Annotated in this window: 12 protein-coding genes; 5 read left to right on the top strand and 7 right to left on the bottom strand. The window is 71.9% G+C overall.

The features are described from left to right. Positions 1 to 29 precede the first annotated feature (29 nt). From BLT28_RS14370 to BLT28_RS14360, 3 genes are all read right to left on the bottom strand, one after another. The gene (locus BLT28_RS14370; RefSeq protein ID WP_030429597.1) at positions 30 to 1,010 is read right to left on the bottom strand and encodes a VWA domain-containing protein; all 981 of its coding nucleotides are present in this window, start codon (positions 1,008 to 1,010) and stop codon (positions 30 to 32) included. Between the two features lie 8 nt (positions 1,011 to 1,018). Further along, the gene (locus tag BLT28_RS14365) at positions 1,019 to 1,900 is read right to left on the bottom strand and encodes a DUF58 domain-containing protein (RefSeq protein ID WP_081900290.1); all 882 of its coding nucleotides are present in this window, start codon (positions 1,898 to 1,900) and stop codon (positions 1,019 to 1,021) included. Positions 1,901 to 1,962: 62 nt separating this feature from the next. Further along, a complete protein-coding gene (locus BLT28_RS14360) occupies positions 1,963 to 3,051 on the bottom strand; it encodes an AAA family ATPase (protein ID WP_030429599.1) in 1,089 nt (362 codons plus the stop codon). 161 nt (positions 3,052 to 3,212) lie between these two features. Here BLT28_RS14360 and BLT28_RS14355 point away from each other — a divergent pair, with 161 nt between their 5' ends. After that, the gene (locus tag BLT28_RS14355) at positions 3,213 to 6,134 is read left to right on the top strand and encodes an AfsR/SARP family transcriptional regulator (RefSeq protein WP_052407315.1); all 2,922 of its coding nucleotides are present in this window, start codon (positions 3,213 to 3,215) and stop codon (positions 6,132 to 6,134) included. Here the strand turns inward: BLT28_RS14355 and BLT28_RS14350 are convergent. Continuing rightward, positions 6,131 to 9,100, bottom strand: coding sequence for a type 2 lanthipeptide synthetase LanM family protein (locus BLT28_RS14350; RefSeq protein WP_156050921.1), 2,970 nt, complete (start codon positions 9,098 to 9,100; stop codon positions 6,131 to 6,133). The two genes, BLT28_RS14355 and BLT28_RS14350, sit on opposite strands and share 4 nt — an antisense overlap. A gap of 528 nt (positions 9,101 to 9,628) precedes the next feature. Here BLT28_RS14350 and BLT28_RS14345 point away from each other — a divergent pair. Then, complete coding sequence (locus BLT28_RS14345) at positions 9,629 to 9,841, top strand: hypothetical protein (protein ID WP_030429602.1); 213 nt, start codon at positions 9,629 to 9,631, stop codon at positions 9,839 to 9,841. Here the strand turns inward: BLT28_RS14345 and BLT28_RS14340 are convergent. Next, positions 9,810 to 10,100 (bottom strand): hypothetical protein, encoded by a 291-nt coding sequence (locus BLT28_RS14340; RefSeq protein WP_052407316.1) that lies wholly within the window; start codon positions 10,098 to 10,100, stop codon positions 9,810 to 9,812. The two genes, BLT28_RS14345 and BLT28_RS14340, sit on opposite strands and share 32 nt — an antisense overlap. A gap of 423 nt (positions 10,101 to 10,523) precedes the next feature. On the opposite strand from BLT28_RS14340, the gene BLT28_RS14335 reads away from it, so the two are divergent. Both BLT28_RS14335 and BLT28_RS14330 read left to right on the top strand, forming a co-directional pair. Then, positions 10,524 to 10,841: a hypothetical protein gene (locus BLT28_RS14335; protein ID WP_030429604.1), complete on the top strand. Its 318-nt coding sequence runs from the start codon at positions 10,524 to 10,526 to the stop codon at positions 10,839 to 10,841. Further along, entirely contained in the window at positions 10,841 to 11,422 is a 582-nt protein-coding gene (locus BLT28_RS14330; RefSeq protein ID WP_030429605.1) for a hypothetical protein, read from the top strand. The genes BLT28_RS14335 and BLT28_RS14330 overlap by 1 nt, the downstream gene beginning before the upstream one ends. 359 nt (positions 11,423 to 11,781) lie before the next feature. Here BLT28_RS14330 and BLT28_RS14325 read toward each other — a convergent pair whose 3' ends face one another. Beyond that, a complete protein-coding gene (locus tag BLT28_RS14325) occupies positions 11,782 to 12,432 on the bottom strand; it encodes a WD40 repeat domain-containing protein (protein WP_030429606.1) in 651 nt (216 codons plus the stop codon). Positions 12,433 to 13,036: 604 nt separating this feature from the next. Between BLT28_RS14325 and BLT28_RS14315 the strand changes: the two genes are divergently transcribed. Then, entirely contained in the window at positions 13,037 to 13,396 is a 360-nt protein-coding gene (locus BLT28_RS14315) for a hypothetical protein (protein ID WP_030429608.1), read from the top strand. A gap of 421 nt (positions 13,397 to 13,817) precedes the next feature. On the opposite strand, the gene BLT28_RS14310 is transcribed toward BLT28_RS14315, so the two are convergent. Next, positions 13,818 to 14,942, bottom strand: a complete 1,125-nt coding sequence (locus BLT28_RS14310) for a L,D-transpeptidase (RefSeq protein WP_052407317.1) — start codon at positions 14,940 to 14,942, stop codon at positions 13,818 to 13,820. Positions 14,943 to 15,072: the final 130 nt, after the last annotated feature.

The following is a 15,072-nucleotide window of genomic DNA, read 5'->3' as shown; positions in this document are numbered from 1 at the left end:
ACGCGCGCGCGGCTGCGCACCGCCCGACGTCAGGGGATGCGCTGGCCGAGGACGAGGGAGACGGCCGCGGCCACGATGAGGGTGAGCGTGCCGAGCACCATCCAGGGGCGGCTGGCGTCGGCGCGCTTGGTCTCGTAGCCGATCTGCTCGCCGAGGTTGTCGTAGACCCGGCGCAGCTCGCTCTCGGTGGCGGCCTTGTGGAAGTCACCGCCGGAGAGGGTGGCGATCTGCTTCATCGAGTCGTCGTCCACCGGCACGATCTGCTGGCGGCCGTCGATCTCGATGGTGCCGTACTCGGTGCCGAAGGAGATCGCGGAGATGGGCATGCCCGCGTTCTTGGCGTTCTTCGCCTCGGCAAAGGCCCCGCGCGGCTCCTCGAGGCTGGCCGGGATGGTCTGCTTGCCGTCGGACATCAGCACGATCCGCGACGGCGGGCGGCCCTCGGGGCCGGTGATCAGCTTGCCGAAGGAGTCGACGGCGGCCACGGCGGAGGCGATCGAGTCCCCGGTCGCGGTGCCCGCGCCGAGGCGCAGGTTGTCGATGGCGTGCTTGACGGGGGCGCGCTCCGCGGTGGGCGCGACGACGACGGCGGCGGAGCCGGCGAAGGAGATCAGGCCGAGGTTCACGCCGGGGGTCAGCCCGTCGGCGAACGCCTTGGCGGCGTTCTGCGCGGCGGTCAGCCGGTCCGGCTTCACGTCGGTGGCCTTCATCGACAGCGACACGTCGATCACCAGCATCACTGTCGCGCGGTTGCGCGGCACCCGCTGTTCACCGGTCGGGCCGGTCATCGCCACGGTCAGCAGCACCATCGACACCAGCAGCAGCGCGGGCGCGACGTGCCGCACCCAGCCCTGCCGCTTCGGCGCGACCTTCTCCAGCAGCTCCAGGTTGGTGAAGCGCATGACGTTGCGCTTGCGCCGCCGCTGCGCCCACAGGTACCAGCCGAGCAACGCCGCCACCCCGGCGAGCAGCAGGAACCACCACGGGTGGGCGAAGCCCGCCAGGCTCAGGCCGAACATCAGGCTCCCCCTCCCGACCAGCGCTGCTTGCGGCGCACCACGAAGCGCAGGATGTCGGCGATCCAGTCAGAGTCGGTGCGCAGCACCAGGTGCGAGGCCCCGACCCCGCGCAGCGCGGTCGCCACCTCGTCGCGGTGTGCCGCGGCCGCGGCGGCGAACTCCCTGCGCAGCAACGGGGTCGCGTGCACCTCGCGCTGACCGCCGGTCTCCGGATCGGCCAGCACCACGGTGCCGACGTCGGGCAGTTCCACATCGCGCGGGTCCAGCACCTCGACCGCGAGCAGGTCGTGCCGGGCGGCCAGGCCGCGCATCGCGCGCAACCAGTTCACCGGGCCGAGGAAGTCGGAGATCACCACGGCGAGGCCGCGGCGGCGCGGCGGGCGGCGCAGCTGCTCCAGCGCGGCGGCGAGGTCGCCGCGGGTGCCCTCGGGCGCGTCGGGCTGCTCGGCCGCCTTGCGGATCAGGCTCCGCGCGTAGGGCAGGCCGCCGCGCGCCGGGATGCGGACCGTGCGCTCGCCGTTGGCCACGATCGCGCCGATCCGGTTGCCGCCACCCCTGGTCAGGTGCGCGACGGCGGCGAGCGCGGCGATGCCCAGGTCCCGCTTCTCACAGCCCGCGGTGCCGAAGTCCATGCTCGGTGAGCGGTCCAGCACGACCCAGGTCTCCAGCTCGCGGTCGGCGATCGTCTCCCGGATGTGCGGCTCGGTGGTGCGCGCGGTGACCGACCAGTCCATCCGGCGCACGTCATCGCCGGGCTGGTAGAGCCGCGCCTCACCCGGCTCGGTCCCCGGACCGGGCACCAGGCCGAGGTGGTTTCCCTGCAACAGGCCGTCCAGCCGCCGCCGCACGGTCAGCTCCAGCGTGCGCAGCCCGGCCTCCATCCGCCCGCCCCGCAGCGACGGCGGCGCCCAGCTCGGGCGGGCCGGGCTCTCCTCGGTGGACCTCACTGCCTGGGCGCGGCCTGGGCGGGCGGCTGCGGCATGGGCTGGCCGGGCGGCGGGCCCTGCTGCGGACGCGCGGAGACCTGCGGCAGCGGAACGGTCTGCAGCACGCGGCTGATGATGTGGTCGACGGGGACGCCGTCGGCGAGCGCGTCGTAGGACAGCACGAGGCGGTGCCGCAGCACGTCCGGAACCACGTCCACCACGTCCTGCGGCAGCACGTAGTCGCGCCCGCGCACCAGGGCCAGCGCCCGGGAGGCGGCGACGACGCCGAGGGTGGCGCGCGGCGAGGCGCCGTAGGCGATCCAGCCCGCGACGTCGGTGAGGCCGTGCTCGGTGGGCTGGCGGGTGGCCAGCACGACGCGGACGACGTAGTCGACGAGCGCGTGGTGCACGAACACCTGCGAGGCCACGCCCTGGAGCCGGACCAGCTCCTGCGCGGTGAGCACCTGGTGCGGGGCCGGGGGCTGCACGCCCATCCGGTAGACGATCTCGCGCTCCTCCTCGGCGGAGGGGTACTCGACGAGGATCTTGAACAGGAAGCGGTCGCGCTGCGCCTCGGGCAGCGGGTAGACGCCCTCGTTCTCGATCGGGTTCTGGGTGGCCATCACCAGGAACGGGTCGGGCATCGGGAAGGTCTTGCCGCCGATGGACACGTGCCGCTCGGCCATGACCTCCAGCAGCGCCGACTGCACCTTGGCCGGGGCCCGGTTGATCTCGTCGGCGAGCACGAAGTTGGCCACCACCGGGCCCAGCTCCACGTCGAAGCTCTCGCTGCCCTGGCGGTAGATCCGGGTGCCCAGGATGTCCGCGGGCACCAGGTCGGGGGTGAACTGCAGGCGGTTGAACGACCCGCCGACGACGCGCGCGAAGGTCTCCACGGCCAGCGTCTTGGCCACGCCGGGCACGCCCTCCAGCAACAGGTGGCCCTTGGCGAGCAGCCCGACCAGCATCCGCTCGACGAGGCGGTCCTGCCCGACGATCACCCGCTTCACCTCGAACACCGTGCGCTCCAGCAGCTGGGCGTCACGGGCGGGGGTCTGCGGTGCGGCGGGGGCTGCCGTGCCCTCGGCGTGCCCGGGGTCGGTCACAGGGTTCCTCCTCGACAAGAAACACGCTCTTCGAGGCACGACTCTAGGCACCGCGCGACCACGCGCCGGACGCACCCCGGCGTGTAGCAAACCCCGCGGGCGGTGTGACCACTGTGAAAGCGGTCCACGCACCCGTCAGCAGCGATCACTAAGCTCGCCGTGTGGAGACGTCCAGGTTTCGCCTGCTCGGACCGCTGGAGGTGCGTGCGGTCGACGGCTGGCGCGGGGCGAGGGCGGCGAAACAGCGTTCGGTGCTCGCGTTGCTGCTGCTCCACGCCAACCAGGTGGTCTCGGTGGACCGGCTGGTGGCCGAGGTCTGGCCGGAGGACCCACCGGGCTCGGCCGTCAACGCCGTGCAGGTCTACGTGCACCAGCTCCGCCAGCTCCTCGGCGGTCCGGGTCTTTTCACCCGTTCCGGTGGCTACGCGCTGGACGTGGGACCGGGCGAGCTGGACGCGGACTGCTTCGCCCAGCTCGCCGCGCGCGGCCGGGCGGAGCTGGACCGGGGCGAGCACGACCGGGCGGTGGCCACCATGGGCGAGGCGCTGGCGCTGTGGCGCGGCACCGCGCTCGCCGACGTGCCGCAGGGGCCGACGGTCTCCGCCGAGCGCACGCGGCTGGAGGAGCTGCGCGGCTCGGCGCGGCAGACCCTGGTCGACGCGCGGCTCGGGCTCGGCCACTACGCCGAGGTGATCGGCGAGCTGCGCGCGCTCACCACCGAGCAGCCGCTGAACGAGGGGCACTGGGCGCGGCTGATGACCGCGCTCTACGGGGCCGGGCGGCAGGCCGACGCGCTGGAGGCCTACCGGCAGGCGCGGGAGGCGCTGGTGCTCGCGCTCGCGGTGGAGCCGGGCGAGCGGTTGCGCCGCAGGCACGCCGACATCCTCGCCGGGGTGCCCGCGGCCGAGCTGGTCGGCGCGAAGCGCGTGTCCACAGTGGAGGGAAGGACGACGGCCGAGGCGTGGTCGGAGCTGCCCGCCGAACTGCCGGCGGAGCCCTCCGGGTTCACCGGCCGCGAGGAGGAGCTGGCCCTGCTGGAGCAGGCGGTGCGGCGCTCCGCCCGGGTGGTGGCGATCGACGGTCCTGCCGGGGTCGGCAAGACCGCGCTGGCCGTCCACTTCGGACACCGGACCGCGGCGCGGTTCCCGGACGGCCAGCTCTACGTGGACCTGCACGGCTACAGCTCCGAGCCGCCGATGTCGCCGGAGGAGGCCATCGGCAGGCTGCTGCGCGCGCTCGGCGTGCCCGACGCCCGCGTGCCCACGCGCCGGGACGAGGCCGCCGCGTTGCTGCGCAGCACGCTCACCGGAAAGCGGCTGCTGCTGGTGCTGGACAACGCGCGCGGCACCGAGCAGGTCCGCCCGCTGTTGCCGGGCACCCCCGGCTGCACCGTCCTGGTGACCAGCCGCAGCAGGCTCGGCGGGCTGGTCGCGCTCAACGGCGCGGAGTCGGTGCGCCTGGGCATGTTGTCCCCGGAGACCTCGTTGCGGTTGCTGGAGCGGCTGGTCGGGACCGACCTGGTGCGCGCGGAGGCGGAGACCGCGCGGGAGCTGGCCGAGCGCTGCGGCCACCTCCCGCTGGCCCTGCGGGTGGCCTGTGGGCAGCTGCTGACCAACGCCCACGAGGGCCTGACCGATCTCGTCGAGCGGTTGCGCGGCGCGGAACGCCTTGCGGCGCTGGAGATTCCCGATGATCCGCACGCGGCGGTGCGGACGGCGTTCGAGCGCTCGTACCAGATGCTGGAGCCCGAGGAGCGGAAGGTGTTCCGCCGCCTCGGACTCATCCCCGGAGCCGACTTCCCGGTCGCCGCGGCCGCGTGCGTGTCGGCCGGACCCGCCGACCAGGCGCTGACCAGGACGCGGTTGCGGCGGCTGGTGGAGGCGCACCTCGTCGAGGAGGTCTCGCCAGGGCGCTACCGGTTGCACGACCTGTTGCGCGAGTACGCCGCCCAGCTCGCCGCGGCCGAGGACGGAGAGGACGGCTCCCGCGCCGTGCTGCGCAGGTTCGTGCTGTGGTCGATGCACAGCGCCTGGAACGCCGTGGTCACCGACCTCGGCGGCCAGCACTCCGCGGCCTCCTTCGCCGAGCCGGACCCGGACTGCCCGCCGGAGACGTTCGAGACGGTCGCCGACGCGTTCCGCTGGCTGGACGCCGAGCAGGACAACCTGGTCGCCTGCGTGGTCAGGGCCGAGTCGGCCGGGCTGCCCGAGCTGGCGTGGCAGTTCGCCGTGATGCTGGCCCCGCACTTCGACCGGACCAGGGACTACCAGCACTGGATCACCGCGAACGAGGCCGGGCTGCGCGCCGCGCGGCGCACCGGCCAGCCGCACGCCGAGGTCAGCATGGTCACGGGGCTGGGCAACGCGGCCTACCAGATGCACCGGCTGGACGACGCGCTGCGCTACCACCGCCGCGCCCTGGAGCTGTCCCACGAACTGGGCAAACCACGCGGGATCCGCTCCGTGCTGCACAACATCGGCGGGGTCTACCTGAGGCTCGGGCGGATGGCGGAGGCCGAGGAGAGCCTGACGCGGTCCCTGGAGCTCTCCCGCGAGCTGGACGATCCGGGCACCGCGGCGCTGAGCAGGCTCAGCCTCGGCGAGCTGTGCACCGAGACCGACCGGCCGCTGGAGGCGCTGGAGCACTTCGCCGACTGCCTGAAGGTGATGGAGCGACTGGACAACCGGTGGTCGGCGGCGCTGGCCCGGCTCAACCTCGCCGAGGCGCAGGCCCGCGTCGGCACCCCGGTCCCGGCGCGGGCCAACAGCGAGCTGGCGCTGGCCCGGATGCGCGAGCTGGGCAGTGAATGGGGCGAGGCGGCCGCACTGCGCGTGCGGGGCCTGGTGCACCGGGCGGAGGGCAGGCAGCACGACGCGATGGTCTGCTACCTGCGCAGCTCCCGGATGTTCCACGACGCGGCCGACCGGTTCCAGCAAGCACTGTCCACTGTGGAGCTCGGGAGGGCGCTCGACGCGCTCGGCAGGCGGGAGGAGGCCGAGCGCGCCTGGCGGGAGGCACTGGCGATCTACGAGGAGATCGGCAGCCCCCACGCCGCCAGGGTGCACGAACTGCTCGGTGGCTAAGGAAGTTTCGGCGGCTCCAGCAGGAGCACCGACGGCACCAGCTCCGGGGCCACCAGCCGCAGCAGGTTGTAGCCGATCCCGGCCCTGCCGTGCATCAGCCCCGGCACCGACTCCGGCCGCGCGGGGCCGGTCCGCCACCCGGCCTCCCGGCCCCGGTCGCGCACCGCGCGCACGGCCTGCCCGCACCGGCGCAGACCGTCCACATCGGAGCGTCGATGGGCGGCGAGCACCAGCAGCTCCAGCGCGCCGAGATCGCCGTGGCACAGGCCGTGATCGCCCACCGAGGCCAGCAGGCCGCCGGTCTCGCCGAACAACGCCAGCGCGGTGGCGCGCTCGGCGGCGTCGAGGTCGTGCCGCACGTCCCACTCCCCGCCGAGCCCGGCGATGCCCGCCCTGGCCAGGCCGACCCCGGGCACCCCGTGGCACCAGCCCAGCAGCGGGGCGTTGCCGTCGGCCGCGGTGCAGCCCGCCGCCCTCGGCGCGGACCAGTCGTGCCGCTCCGGGTGCAGGTGATCACGCTCGTGCAGCAGCGCGGCGTGGACCGTCTCGGCGTACTCCGGGCGCGGGTCGACCGCGTGCAGCCGCGCGAGCGCGTAGGCGATTCCGCTGGCACCGCGCGAGATCCCGATGCCTGCGCCCGGCACCAGCGCGGGGGAGAGCACCAGCCGCCTGCCCGCGGCGTGCGCGACCTCAAGAGCCTGCGAGCCCGGCAGCACGTGGTGCAGCCCGAGCGCGACGAGGATCGCGCCGACGCTGCCGCTGACCAGGTCGAAGCGCCGGTCGTGCTGCACGTGCGCGGCGAGCGGCCGCAGCAGCGACTGGGCGCCGCCGAGCAGGTCCTGCCGGTCGAGCAGGACGGCGGAGTGGGTCAGGTAGTGGATCAGCCCGCCGACCGAGCCGAAGGCGCCGGGGTCGGGCCGGTCCAGCGCGGACCTGCCGAGGCGTTCGGCCGCGTCCGCCGCCCACCGCGCGAGGTGGTCGGCGACGGCGTGCGCGGTCCCGCTGATCTCGGTGTCCCTGGTGTAGGCGGCGACCGCGGACAGGAACAGCCCGATCCCCGCGGTGCCCGCACGCAGGTCCTTCGGCGCGGGGCCCAGCTCCCAGTGCCCGCCACCGGCCGGGTTCAGCGTGATCCAGCCGATCGCGCCGCTGCGCCGCACGGCCTGGCGGCACAGCCCCTTGGCGAGGTCGACCGCGTCGGAGACCGCCTCCGGGTACCGCAGCGGGTCCTCGGGCAGCCGCTCCGGCTCGGGCGAGGGCCCGCGCCGGGCGGCCCGGCCCGGCGCGGGCACGTCGAGCGCCTGCCGGATGAGCGAGAGCTGGCGCAGCAGGCCCGGCTCGGTCAGCTCGGCGATCCGGCGGATGGCGATGTCGATCGGCGGCTCCGCCAGCATCGGGCCGAGCTGCTTGCCCTCGCGGTTGAACACCTGCGTGCTGTGCCCCCGGGTGAAGTAGCAGGGCAGCACGCCCGCCCGCAGCGCCTGCAGCTCGTCGTTGCACAGCAGCTCGGGCGGCTGCCCGTCGCAGTCGTTGGCGGACAGGGCGACCAGGCTCCGGTCCCGGTCGACGGCGTCGCGCAGGTGCTCCGGCCGCAGGCTCTCGGCCAGCACCTCGCGGTAGCGGTCCGGGTCGCGGGCCACGTGCCGCACGGGCACGTCGGTGAACTTCGACAGCAGCCCGTCGACGGCCAGCCACCGGGTCCAGTCCATCGCGATCGCGCGGTAGGTCCACTCGAACCCGGTCAGCATCTCCTCGCGGTACTCGCGCGGGTCGACGGCCGTGCCCGCGATCCTGGTCAGCGACCTGGTGCCGATCATGCCGACGCCGAGCACGCCCTCGCGCAGCAGTTCCGCCGCTGGGTCGTGGCGCTCCGCCCTGCCCCCCGCGCCCGCCGAACGACCGCGCAGCAGCACCTGGCCGTCCACCAGCACCGGGTGCTCCCCGTGCGCGATCACGTTGCGGTGGTGCACATCCGCGCCGTCGAGCACGTACAGCAGCGCGGTCAGCGCGCCGATGCGCCAGTGGAACGCCTTCGCCTCGTCCACGGTGCGGCACGGCCGCGCGGCCACGTGGCACATCCAGCCGTAGTTCTCCTTGGCCAGCACCGGAACCGGCAGCAGGTCGTGCCGCGGCCCGCGGCCGTTGAACCACGCGCAGACCGCGGCCCAGGACTGGTCGGCCTCGACGCTGTGCGGCCGGTAGATCATGCTGAGCTTCTCGAACGCCAGCTCGGCGACGCCGCGGTGGCCCAGCCCGAAGTCGATCGAGACCAGCTCGCCGATCGGCTCACCGCAGACACGCCGCAGCTCGGCGTGGTCCCGGACGAGCCGCTGAGCGAAGACCGTGCGCTCGTGCAGCCACGACCGCAGCACCTCGTTGACGTAGCGCAGCAGCACCGGATAGGTGTTCCACAGCTCCAGCTGCTCGGTCTCGTCGGCCCGGGAGACGCCGGACATCGCCTCCGCGAGCTGCTGCCGGGGCCACGTGGAGACCAGCAGCTCCGGCAACCTCACCAGGCCCGGCGCACCACTGGTCGCGGGCAACCGCCGCAGCCTGTTGTGCAGCACGCGCTGGTATCCGCGCACGATGTCGGTAACCGCGCGCATCCCGGCGAACTCCTCGTCCGCGGCCACGTGGGATTCGCCCTGCGGTGGCCCGCCGTAGCAGCGCACCCGGTTCACCTGGGTCAGCCAGTCCGGCACCGGCGCCCGGTCCTCGCAGCCCGACGGTGAGCCGAAGGTCCGCCACAGCGAGTCCAGCTTGAAGCCCAGTACCCCCGCCGCGCGGCGGCTGGCGGCCGAGCCCTCGGTGAAGCGGGCGTTCCACCGGCTCATCCGGCGTTCGGCGCGCCTGGTGTCGCGCACCGGGGTCGCGGGCAGCTCGTGCAGGTAGCGCGCGTCGGCCCAGCGCAGGTCGGCGATGGACCAATCCGAGTCCGGGGGAGACGACACGGGTGGGACGGGCATGGCACTCCTCACAGCTGACATCCGCAAAGGCCCGCCGAGCCGATCGAGCTTCCTGAATTCCATTCGGAAAACCCGATCGGCCGGCGGTCGCCGGCCCCGCCCCACAAGGCTGTTGCCCCTGCATCACCCGGCGCACAGGGCCGACGACCAGCGGGGAGACCCCCGCGAGGGAAAGCCTCGACAAAGGCATTGAAGTAGCGCTTAAGCGCCACTGAAGTGAGCGTGCGGAATGTCAGAGAAGCCTTAAGGAGTGTCGCTCAGCCCGTGTTGGGCGAGGTTTCTGCCTGATCCATTACGGGAGTTACAGCGGTAGAAGACCCCGATGAGCACACCTGGGCCCCTCGGTTGGCGACACCGAGGGGCCCGGTCGTGTGGATGTGCATCCAATCTGGGGCTGTTTCCGCGGTCCTCGGGTGCGCGCGCCAGGAAGCTTGTCGAATCGGTGGGCGCGAGCACGAACACCTCGTCCTCGCGTGACCGTCCGCAGGTCTGGCAGAGGTCGAGGCTGCGCATCAGCTCGGCACGGTCGTGATCGAACTTCCACGGGTCGCGTCCGCCGGGCCGGTTCCGGCCGTCAGCCGCGAGCAGGAAGGCGGACGGCTCGGGCTGCCCGCCGACTTCCTCATCGACCGGGACGGCCGCGTGCTCGCCGAGAAGCACGGCGAGCACGCGTATGACCAGTGGTCGGCCGACGAACTGCCGGCACTGGTCAGTCGCGCAGCTCGACCGAGACGCTGCTGACCGAGTCGGCGCCGACATTGGGGCAGAACGCCAGCGACCCGACCCGCACCCGAGCCCAGGCGCCGTAGACGACCGAGCCGTTCTTGCAGACCGCGCGCGCACGGTGGAGGCCGGTGCCCCCGGAGCAGTCCGAGATCCCGACCTCCGCCAGCTTCGCCGCCCTGCACCCGGTCGGCAGGGCCTCGGCGGACGGCGAGGCCACACCCATCAGGCCAACGCTGAGAACGGCACTGGCACCGAGAACCATCAGAGCACGCATGCGATTTCTCCTTCGTCCGAAAGGTGGCACGCGGACCGTAACCCCGATTCCGGCTAACGTGAGGAAAATTCAACACAATCACGCAGCCGCCCCGGCGAAAACTCACAGAGTTGTTGACGCATAAGGAAAAAATCGCCAAGCGTCAACGGCATTCAAGTGCCCCGGAAATGGCTTCGGTGAACTCCCGCGCGTAGGCGGCGTCCGTTACCGGGGCGGAGAACAGGGCGGAAGCACAGCGGCGCGACGACCCGGTCCATGACCTAGGTGAGCAACGAGATCGCGGCGAGGAGAGCCTGCTGCTCGGCAAGCAACCGGTCCGCGTCGTGGTCACCAACACCGGCGACGAGGCCGCGATCGGCATAGTGTCGATCAGGGGATCAACCCGATGGGCGGCACGAGTGGACGTGGCGGATCCGGGGCGCAATGACCATCAACGGGGCAACGGTGGAACTCGACGCGATCATCTACGGCGGCAGCATCGTGCGCACCGCGTACCCGGCGGACGCCAACAAGCCGGGGAAGCCGAACGATCCGAATGCCGTGTTCGTGAACCCGGAGCTGCCCGCCGACATCGACTCGAAGCTCGGTGACGTGCGGCGCAACGATCCTGCCCGCTACGACAAGAACACCGGAACGTTCACCCTCCCCGGGGGCGACGCGGACGGGATCCCCGTCATCGCGCTCGACGTCGCGGACGCGCTTGCGCCGCCGCCCCTCTCGGCACCGGTGGTGCCCTGCTGATGGGACGCGACAGCAAGGACCTGACCACCCTGCTGCGCGTGCTGGCGGGCCGGATCGAGGACGGGCAGCTCGCTCACCGCTGGGGCGATCTCGCCGCGCAGGACCCGTGGGAACTGGAACGCAACCTGCTCGGCTACCTCGCCAAGCACGCGATTCCGCTGCGGGACGAGGAGATCGCGTTGCTGCCCGAGGGGCGGATCAAGCCGGATGGCATCCAGATCCGCAGGCTCACGCGGTGGCGACCGTCCGATCCGGTGCCCAAGTACCGGTTCACGCCGCTCGACCCGGACGACTCGCCCGCGGAGAGGCACTTGCTCGGCCGGGCGCCCGACCGGCCGACGCTGCGCCGCATTCGCAAGGCGCTGCGGAGTCCGGCCAACGAGGCGGCGATCGCCCAGGAGACGGTGGTGTACGTCGCCGAGTGCACACCGGACAGTGATATCTCCCGGCTACACGGGTTCCTGGACGTCAGCCGTCACGGCGAACAGACCCAGGTGGTCGCCGAAGGCGAGGAACTTCCGCCGTACCACGCCGACGCGCTCGCGGTCGGACGGCTGATCTGGACGCGCGGTCGTGACTAGAGCACCTGGCGTCACGCATCGAACGGATCTGCCCACTTCCGCACACCTTCTCCAAGCGCGGACGTCGCGCAGCTGGCCGCGGTCATCGCCGCTGAGGAAGACGGCGATCGACAACAACGCTGCCACCGACCTGCGAACCCGATGCCTGCCGCAGGCGAGCGCTGGGGCGTCCGGAATGCCGTGGCGTACTTGGCCGGGTAGAGGTTGTAGCCGGTCGTGTGCAGGACCATCCGCCAGGCCGGTCCGGTGTGCGCGTCGCCCTCCGACCACTCGCTGCCCAGCGCGCCGAACCCGCGACCGCTCACACGTTGGTGTGCTGCCCGTGCCGTGGTCGCCCCTGACCCGGCATCCGGTCTCGTTCAGCGGGTGGTGCTCCAGAGCCGGATGGTGCCGTTGTCGCCCGCTTCGGCCATCATGCTCCCGTCAGGGCTGAGGGCCGTGTTTGTGACGTCGTTGGACAGCTGCGCTTCACCGTCATGGGCGTTGCGGGGCTGGCGGGTCGCGACGTCCCAGAGCCATGTGGTGCCGTCCTCGCTGCTGGTCGTGAGCAGTGTTCCGTCAGGGCTGAAAGCGACGTGCGTGATGTCCTCGTCATGGCCGCCGTGGAAAGGCAGGCCGTCGGCGTCTGCGAACGGATCACCGACCGGCGTTCCGCTTTGCACGTCCACGAGGGTGACGACGTGGACGGGGTTGCCGTCGTACAGGATCCCGCGCTCGTGATCGAAGAACTCGTAGCTCCCGCCGACCGCGACCAGGCTGCTGTCGGGGCTGAACGCCGCGCAGTTCACCCAGACCACGTGGTGGGGTTGGCCGTTCCGGTTGCCCTGCCGCTTCTTCCGGTTGCTGGCCGGTCGGCGTGCGGGAACCAGCGGTCTGCGGCGGATCGCGTCCCACAGGTGCAGCCGTCGACCGGCGACGGCGGCCAGGAAGTGGCCGTTGGGGCTGAACACCACGCCGGTCACCGGCTTGCCCTCGTCTACGAGCAGCACGTCGATGAGCGAGCCCGTCATGATGCGCGGCGCCGAGCGAGGAGGTTGATCGCGATCACGGGCTCGATCATGCAGGATCTCCCGCCCGCTGGCGAGATCCGGCACGAGCACCAGGAAGGTACCCGTCAGGGCCGAGCAGAGCCGCCGGTGATCGACTCGTCCCCGCCGGGTGAGTCGGTGACCATGGCGACGCTCGCGTGCGGCTCCGGAGAGCGACGCTGCGCATCGCGGATGGCGCTCACTCTGTCGCCGTTGAGCTGGCGCGACCGGTGACGGCTTTCCCTGGCACAGTAGGGAATTCCTGCATCCTCGAGAATCCCGCGAGCTGGCTTCCGCGATCCGGGAATCACGTCGGTCTGGCACTTCGACCCGTCGTCCACGATCGACGGCGAGCCCGAGAAGATCCGCCGCTCCCAGCGCCGCGGAGCGCAGACGTACAGCGTCGGCCTCGTGGACGTGCTCGACTCCGAGGTCCCGGTCTGCTCGGCGGTCAGGGGCCGAACTCTGCTCGCAGGCTTGTCCGAGCCAGGCCCGGCGAAACCCGCCGCGCGGAGGGCGGTGAATCGTTTTGTCGTCGTCTTACCGGGTACTCGGCCGCCATGCAGCCCATGACTGAGGAACGCCGATGCCCGCGGTGAGCCGCGTGCTGGGAGCGGCGACCACCGTTTACAGTGCCGCGATCGTGCTGTGGCCCGCCCTGCTGGCCAAGCCCTGCGGGATGGTGCGCGCCGACGGTCGGGTCGCCCCGGAGATCCGATCGCTGATCAGCGCGATCGGTGTCCGCGACGCGGCCATCGGCGCGGCGATGATGACCGCGCCGGAGGGCCGGGCGCTCAGGGCGGTTCTGGTGGCGCGAGTTGCCGCGGACGCCGCGGACGCGTGCATTTTCGGGCGGCGGCTGCCTGATCGCCGCGCGCGCGTCAAAGTCGCCGGATTCGCCGCCACCTGGGCCACGCTGTGCGCGGTCTCGGCCTTCGCTCGATGAACCGTTGGCAGGAAGGGAGAACCAGCGCCACGGTCGACTGGCCGCACAGGGTGGTTCTTGGCGAAGAAGCCATCGGTGGGGTGTGGCGGCTGTGGAGTGGTGGCGAGCCAGAGGAGGTTCTTGGCAGCGGGGCGGTGAGCTTCATCAGGCCGCCGTCCCCGGTGGTGAACTCGGTGTCCCGTACTCGGCCGGGGTCGGCGCTGTAGATGGTCATTCCGGCTGGGAGGCATCCTCGGGTACGTGAGGGCAGGCGTCCTTGCTCGCGACACCGGATGGCCGGGGTCGGCGTTCTGCTACGGCGACCACGAGGCCACGGTCACGGCACACCTGGTATCCCCGCGTGCCAGACGGCGGTCGGTGTGCTGGAAGCCGCCACCGGGTGACGAGCTGAACCCACCGAACCCACGCCCTCGCGCGCCGATTAGCCCTTCACTGCCGACAGCGAGGTCCACATCGGCCAGGGGTAGGCCCAGAAGTCCGCGCCCTTGGCAGGCAGGTCGATGGCGGAGCCGGTCACCACCACCGGATCACCTTCCAACGCGATCCTGTAGTAGTCCTCGGCGTTCTTCATCGACAGGTTCGCGCAGCCGTGCGAGACGTTGCGACGCCCCTGGTCCTTCACCGTGTACTGGTTGGCGTGGATGAACTCGCCGTGGATGGACAGCCGCAGCGCCCAGTACGCGTCGAAGTCGTACCTCTGCATGTAGTAGTACTGCTGCTTGGACATGACGAAGTACCGGCCACTGCGGGTGGTCCGCTTCGGGTCGGAGTCGTCGCCGTAGCTCGCCGGGTAGTTGCGGATCTCGACGCCGTCCCGCTCGACGATCAGCCGGAAGGTACCGGTGTCGGCACGGACCAGCTGATGGCGGCCGATGGTGAAGTTCCTGGTGAAGTCGTTCTTGCCGTAGACGCCCTCGTCGAACCGGACGCCGCGCAGACCGCTGCGGACGGTGACCTTGGTACCCGGCTGCCAGTAGTCCTTGGGCCGCCACACCAGGTTCTCCGCGTCGATCCACGCCCAGGCGCCCTCGGTCACCGGACTGGACTCCACCGAGACGGCCTTCTCCACGGCGGCCCGGTCCCTTGGCGGCACACCCGGTTTGGGGAAGACCAGCCACACCGGCTGCGCTACACCGTAGGTGCCGCCCTCCGCCACCCTGGGGCTGACGGTGACCAGCAGTCGCGGTGTGACCGTTCGGAAGGTGCCGGTGATGGGCAGCCGTGCGCCGTCGGCACCCGTCGCGGTGCCGGAGTAGCTGTAGTCCTTGTCGAAGTCCGCCTTCTCGGTCGCGGTCCAACCGCGCCTGTCCATCGAGAGCACGCCCTGGATCCGCCGACCGTCGGCATCGGTCAGGGTGACCTCGTCGAGGGTGCCGTCTTCGATGCGCACCCGCAGTGGAGCGTCCGGAGCCACGTCGGTCGCCCTGTCCGCGGGCTCGACGACGATTGTGTTCTGTTGGGGCACCACCGCCTCGGCAGGAGGCACGCTCTGCCCCAGTGCGACCACCATGGCCAGCCCGACTGCCACGAACCGAGCACGCGCCATGCCATCTCCCTCGTTGTCCATGCGGGTTTCGCTGGTATGACATCGCCGAGGCCACGCGACTTGTACACCTCAGAGATCGTTCACTCCGGACGACCAGGGCCTTTCAGGCGTATGCCGATTCCGCGACGGG

Origin of the sequence: Allokutzneria albata (assembly GCF_900103775.1) — a bacterium.
In the GTDB taxonomy this organism is placed as follows: Bacteria; Actinomycetota; Actinomycetes; order Mycobacteriales; family Pseudonocardiaceae; genus Allokutzneria; species Allokutzneria albata.
The sequence above is the reverse complement of the archived record's forward strand: the minus strand, read 5'-3'. Positions and strand labels throughout refer to the sequence as shown.

Excerpts from the sequence above, each read along its gene's own strand:
- BLT28_RS14365 (WP_081900290.1), bottom strand. The coding sequence starts at position 1,900 with ATGGAGGCCGGGCTGCGCACGCTGGAGCTGACCGTGCGGCGGCGGCTG.
- BLT28_RS14350 (WP_156050921.1), bottom strand. The coding sequence starts at position 9,100 with ATGCCCGTCCCACCCGTGTCGTCTCCCCCGGACTCGGATTGGTCCATC.
- BLT28_RS14340 (WP_052407316.1), bottom strand. The coding sequence starts at position 10,100 with ATGCGTGCTCTGATGGTTCTCGGTGCCAGTGCCGTTCTCAGCGTTGGC.
- BLT28_RS14335 (WP_030429604.1), top strand. The coding sequence starts at position 10,524 with ATGACCATCAACGGGGCAACGGTGGAACTCGACGCGATCATCTACGGC.
- BLT28_RS14330 (WP_030429605.1), top strand. The coding sequence starts at position 10,841 with ATGGGACGCGACAGCAAGGACCTGACCACCCTGCTGCGCGTGCTGGCG.
- BLT28_RS14325 (WP_030429606.1), bottom strand. The coding sequence starts at position 12,432 with ATGACGGGCTCGCTCATCGACGTGCTGCTCGTAGACGAGGGCAAGCCG.
- BLT28_RS14315 (WP_030429608.1), top strand. The coding sequence starts at position 13,037 with ATGCCCGCGGTGAGCCGCGTGCTGGGAGCGGCGACCACCGTTTACAGT.
- BLT28_RS14310 (WP_052407317.1), bottom strand. The coding sequence starts at position 14,942 with ATGGCGCGTGCTCGGTTCGTGGCAGTCGGGCTGGCCATGGTGGTCGCA.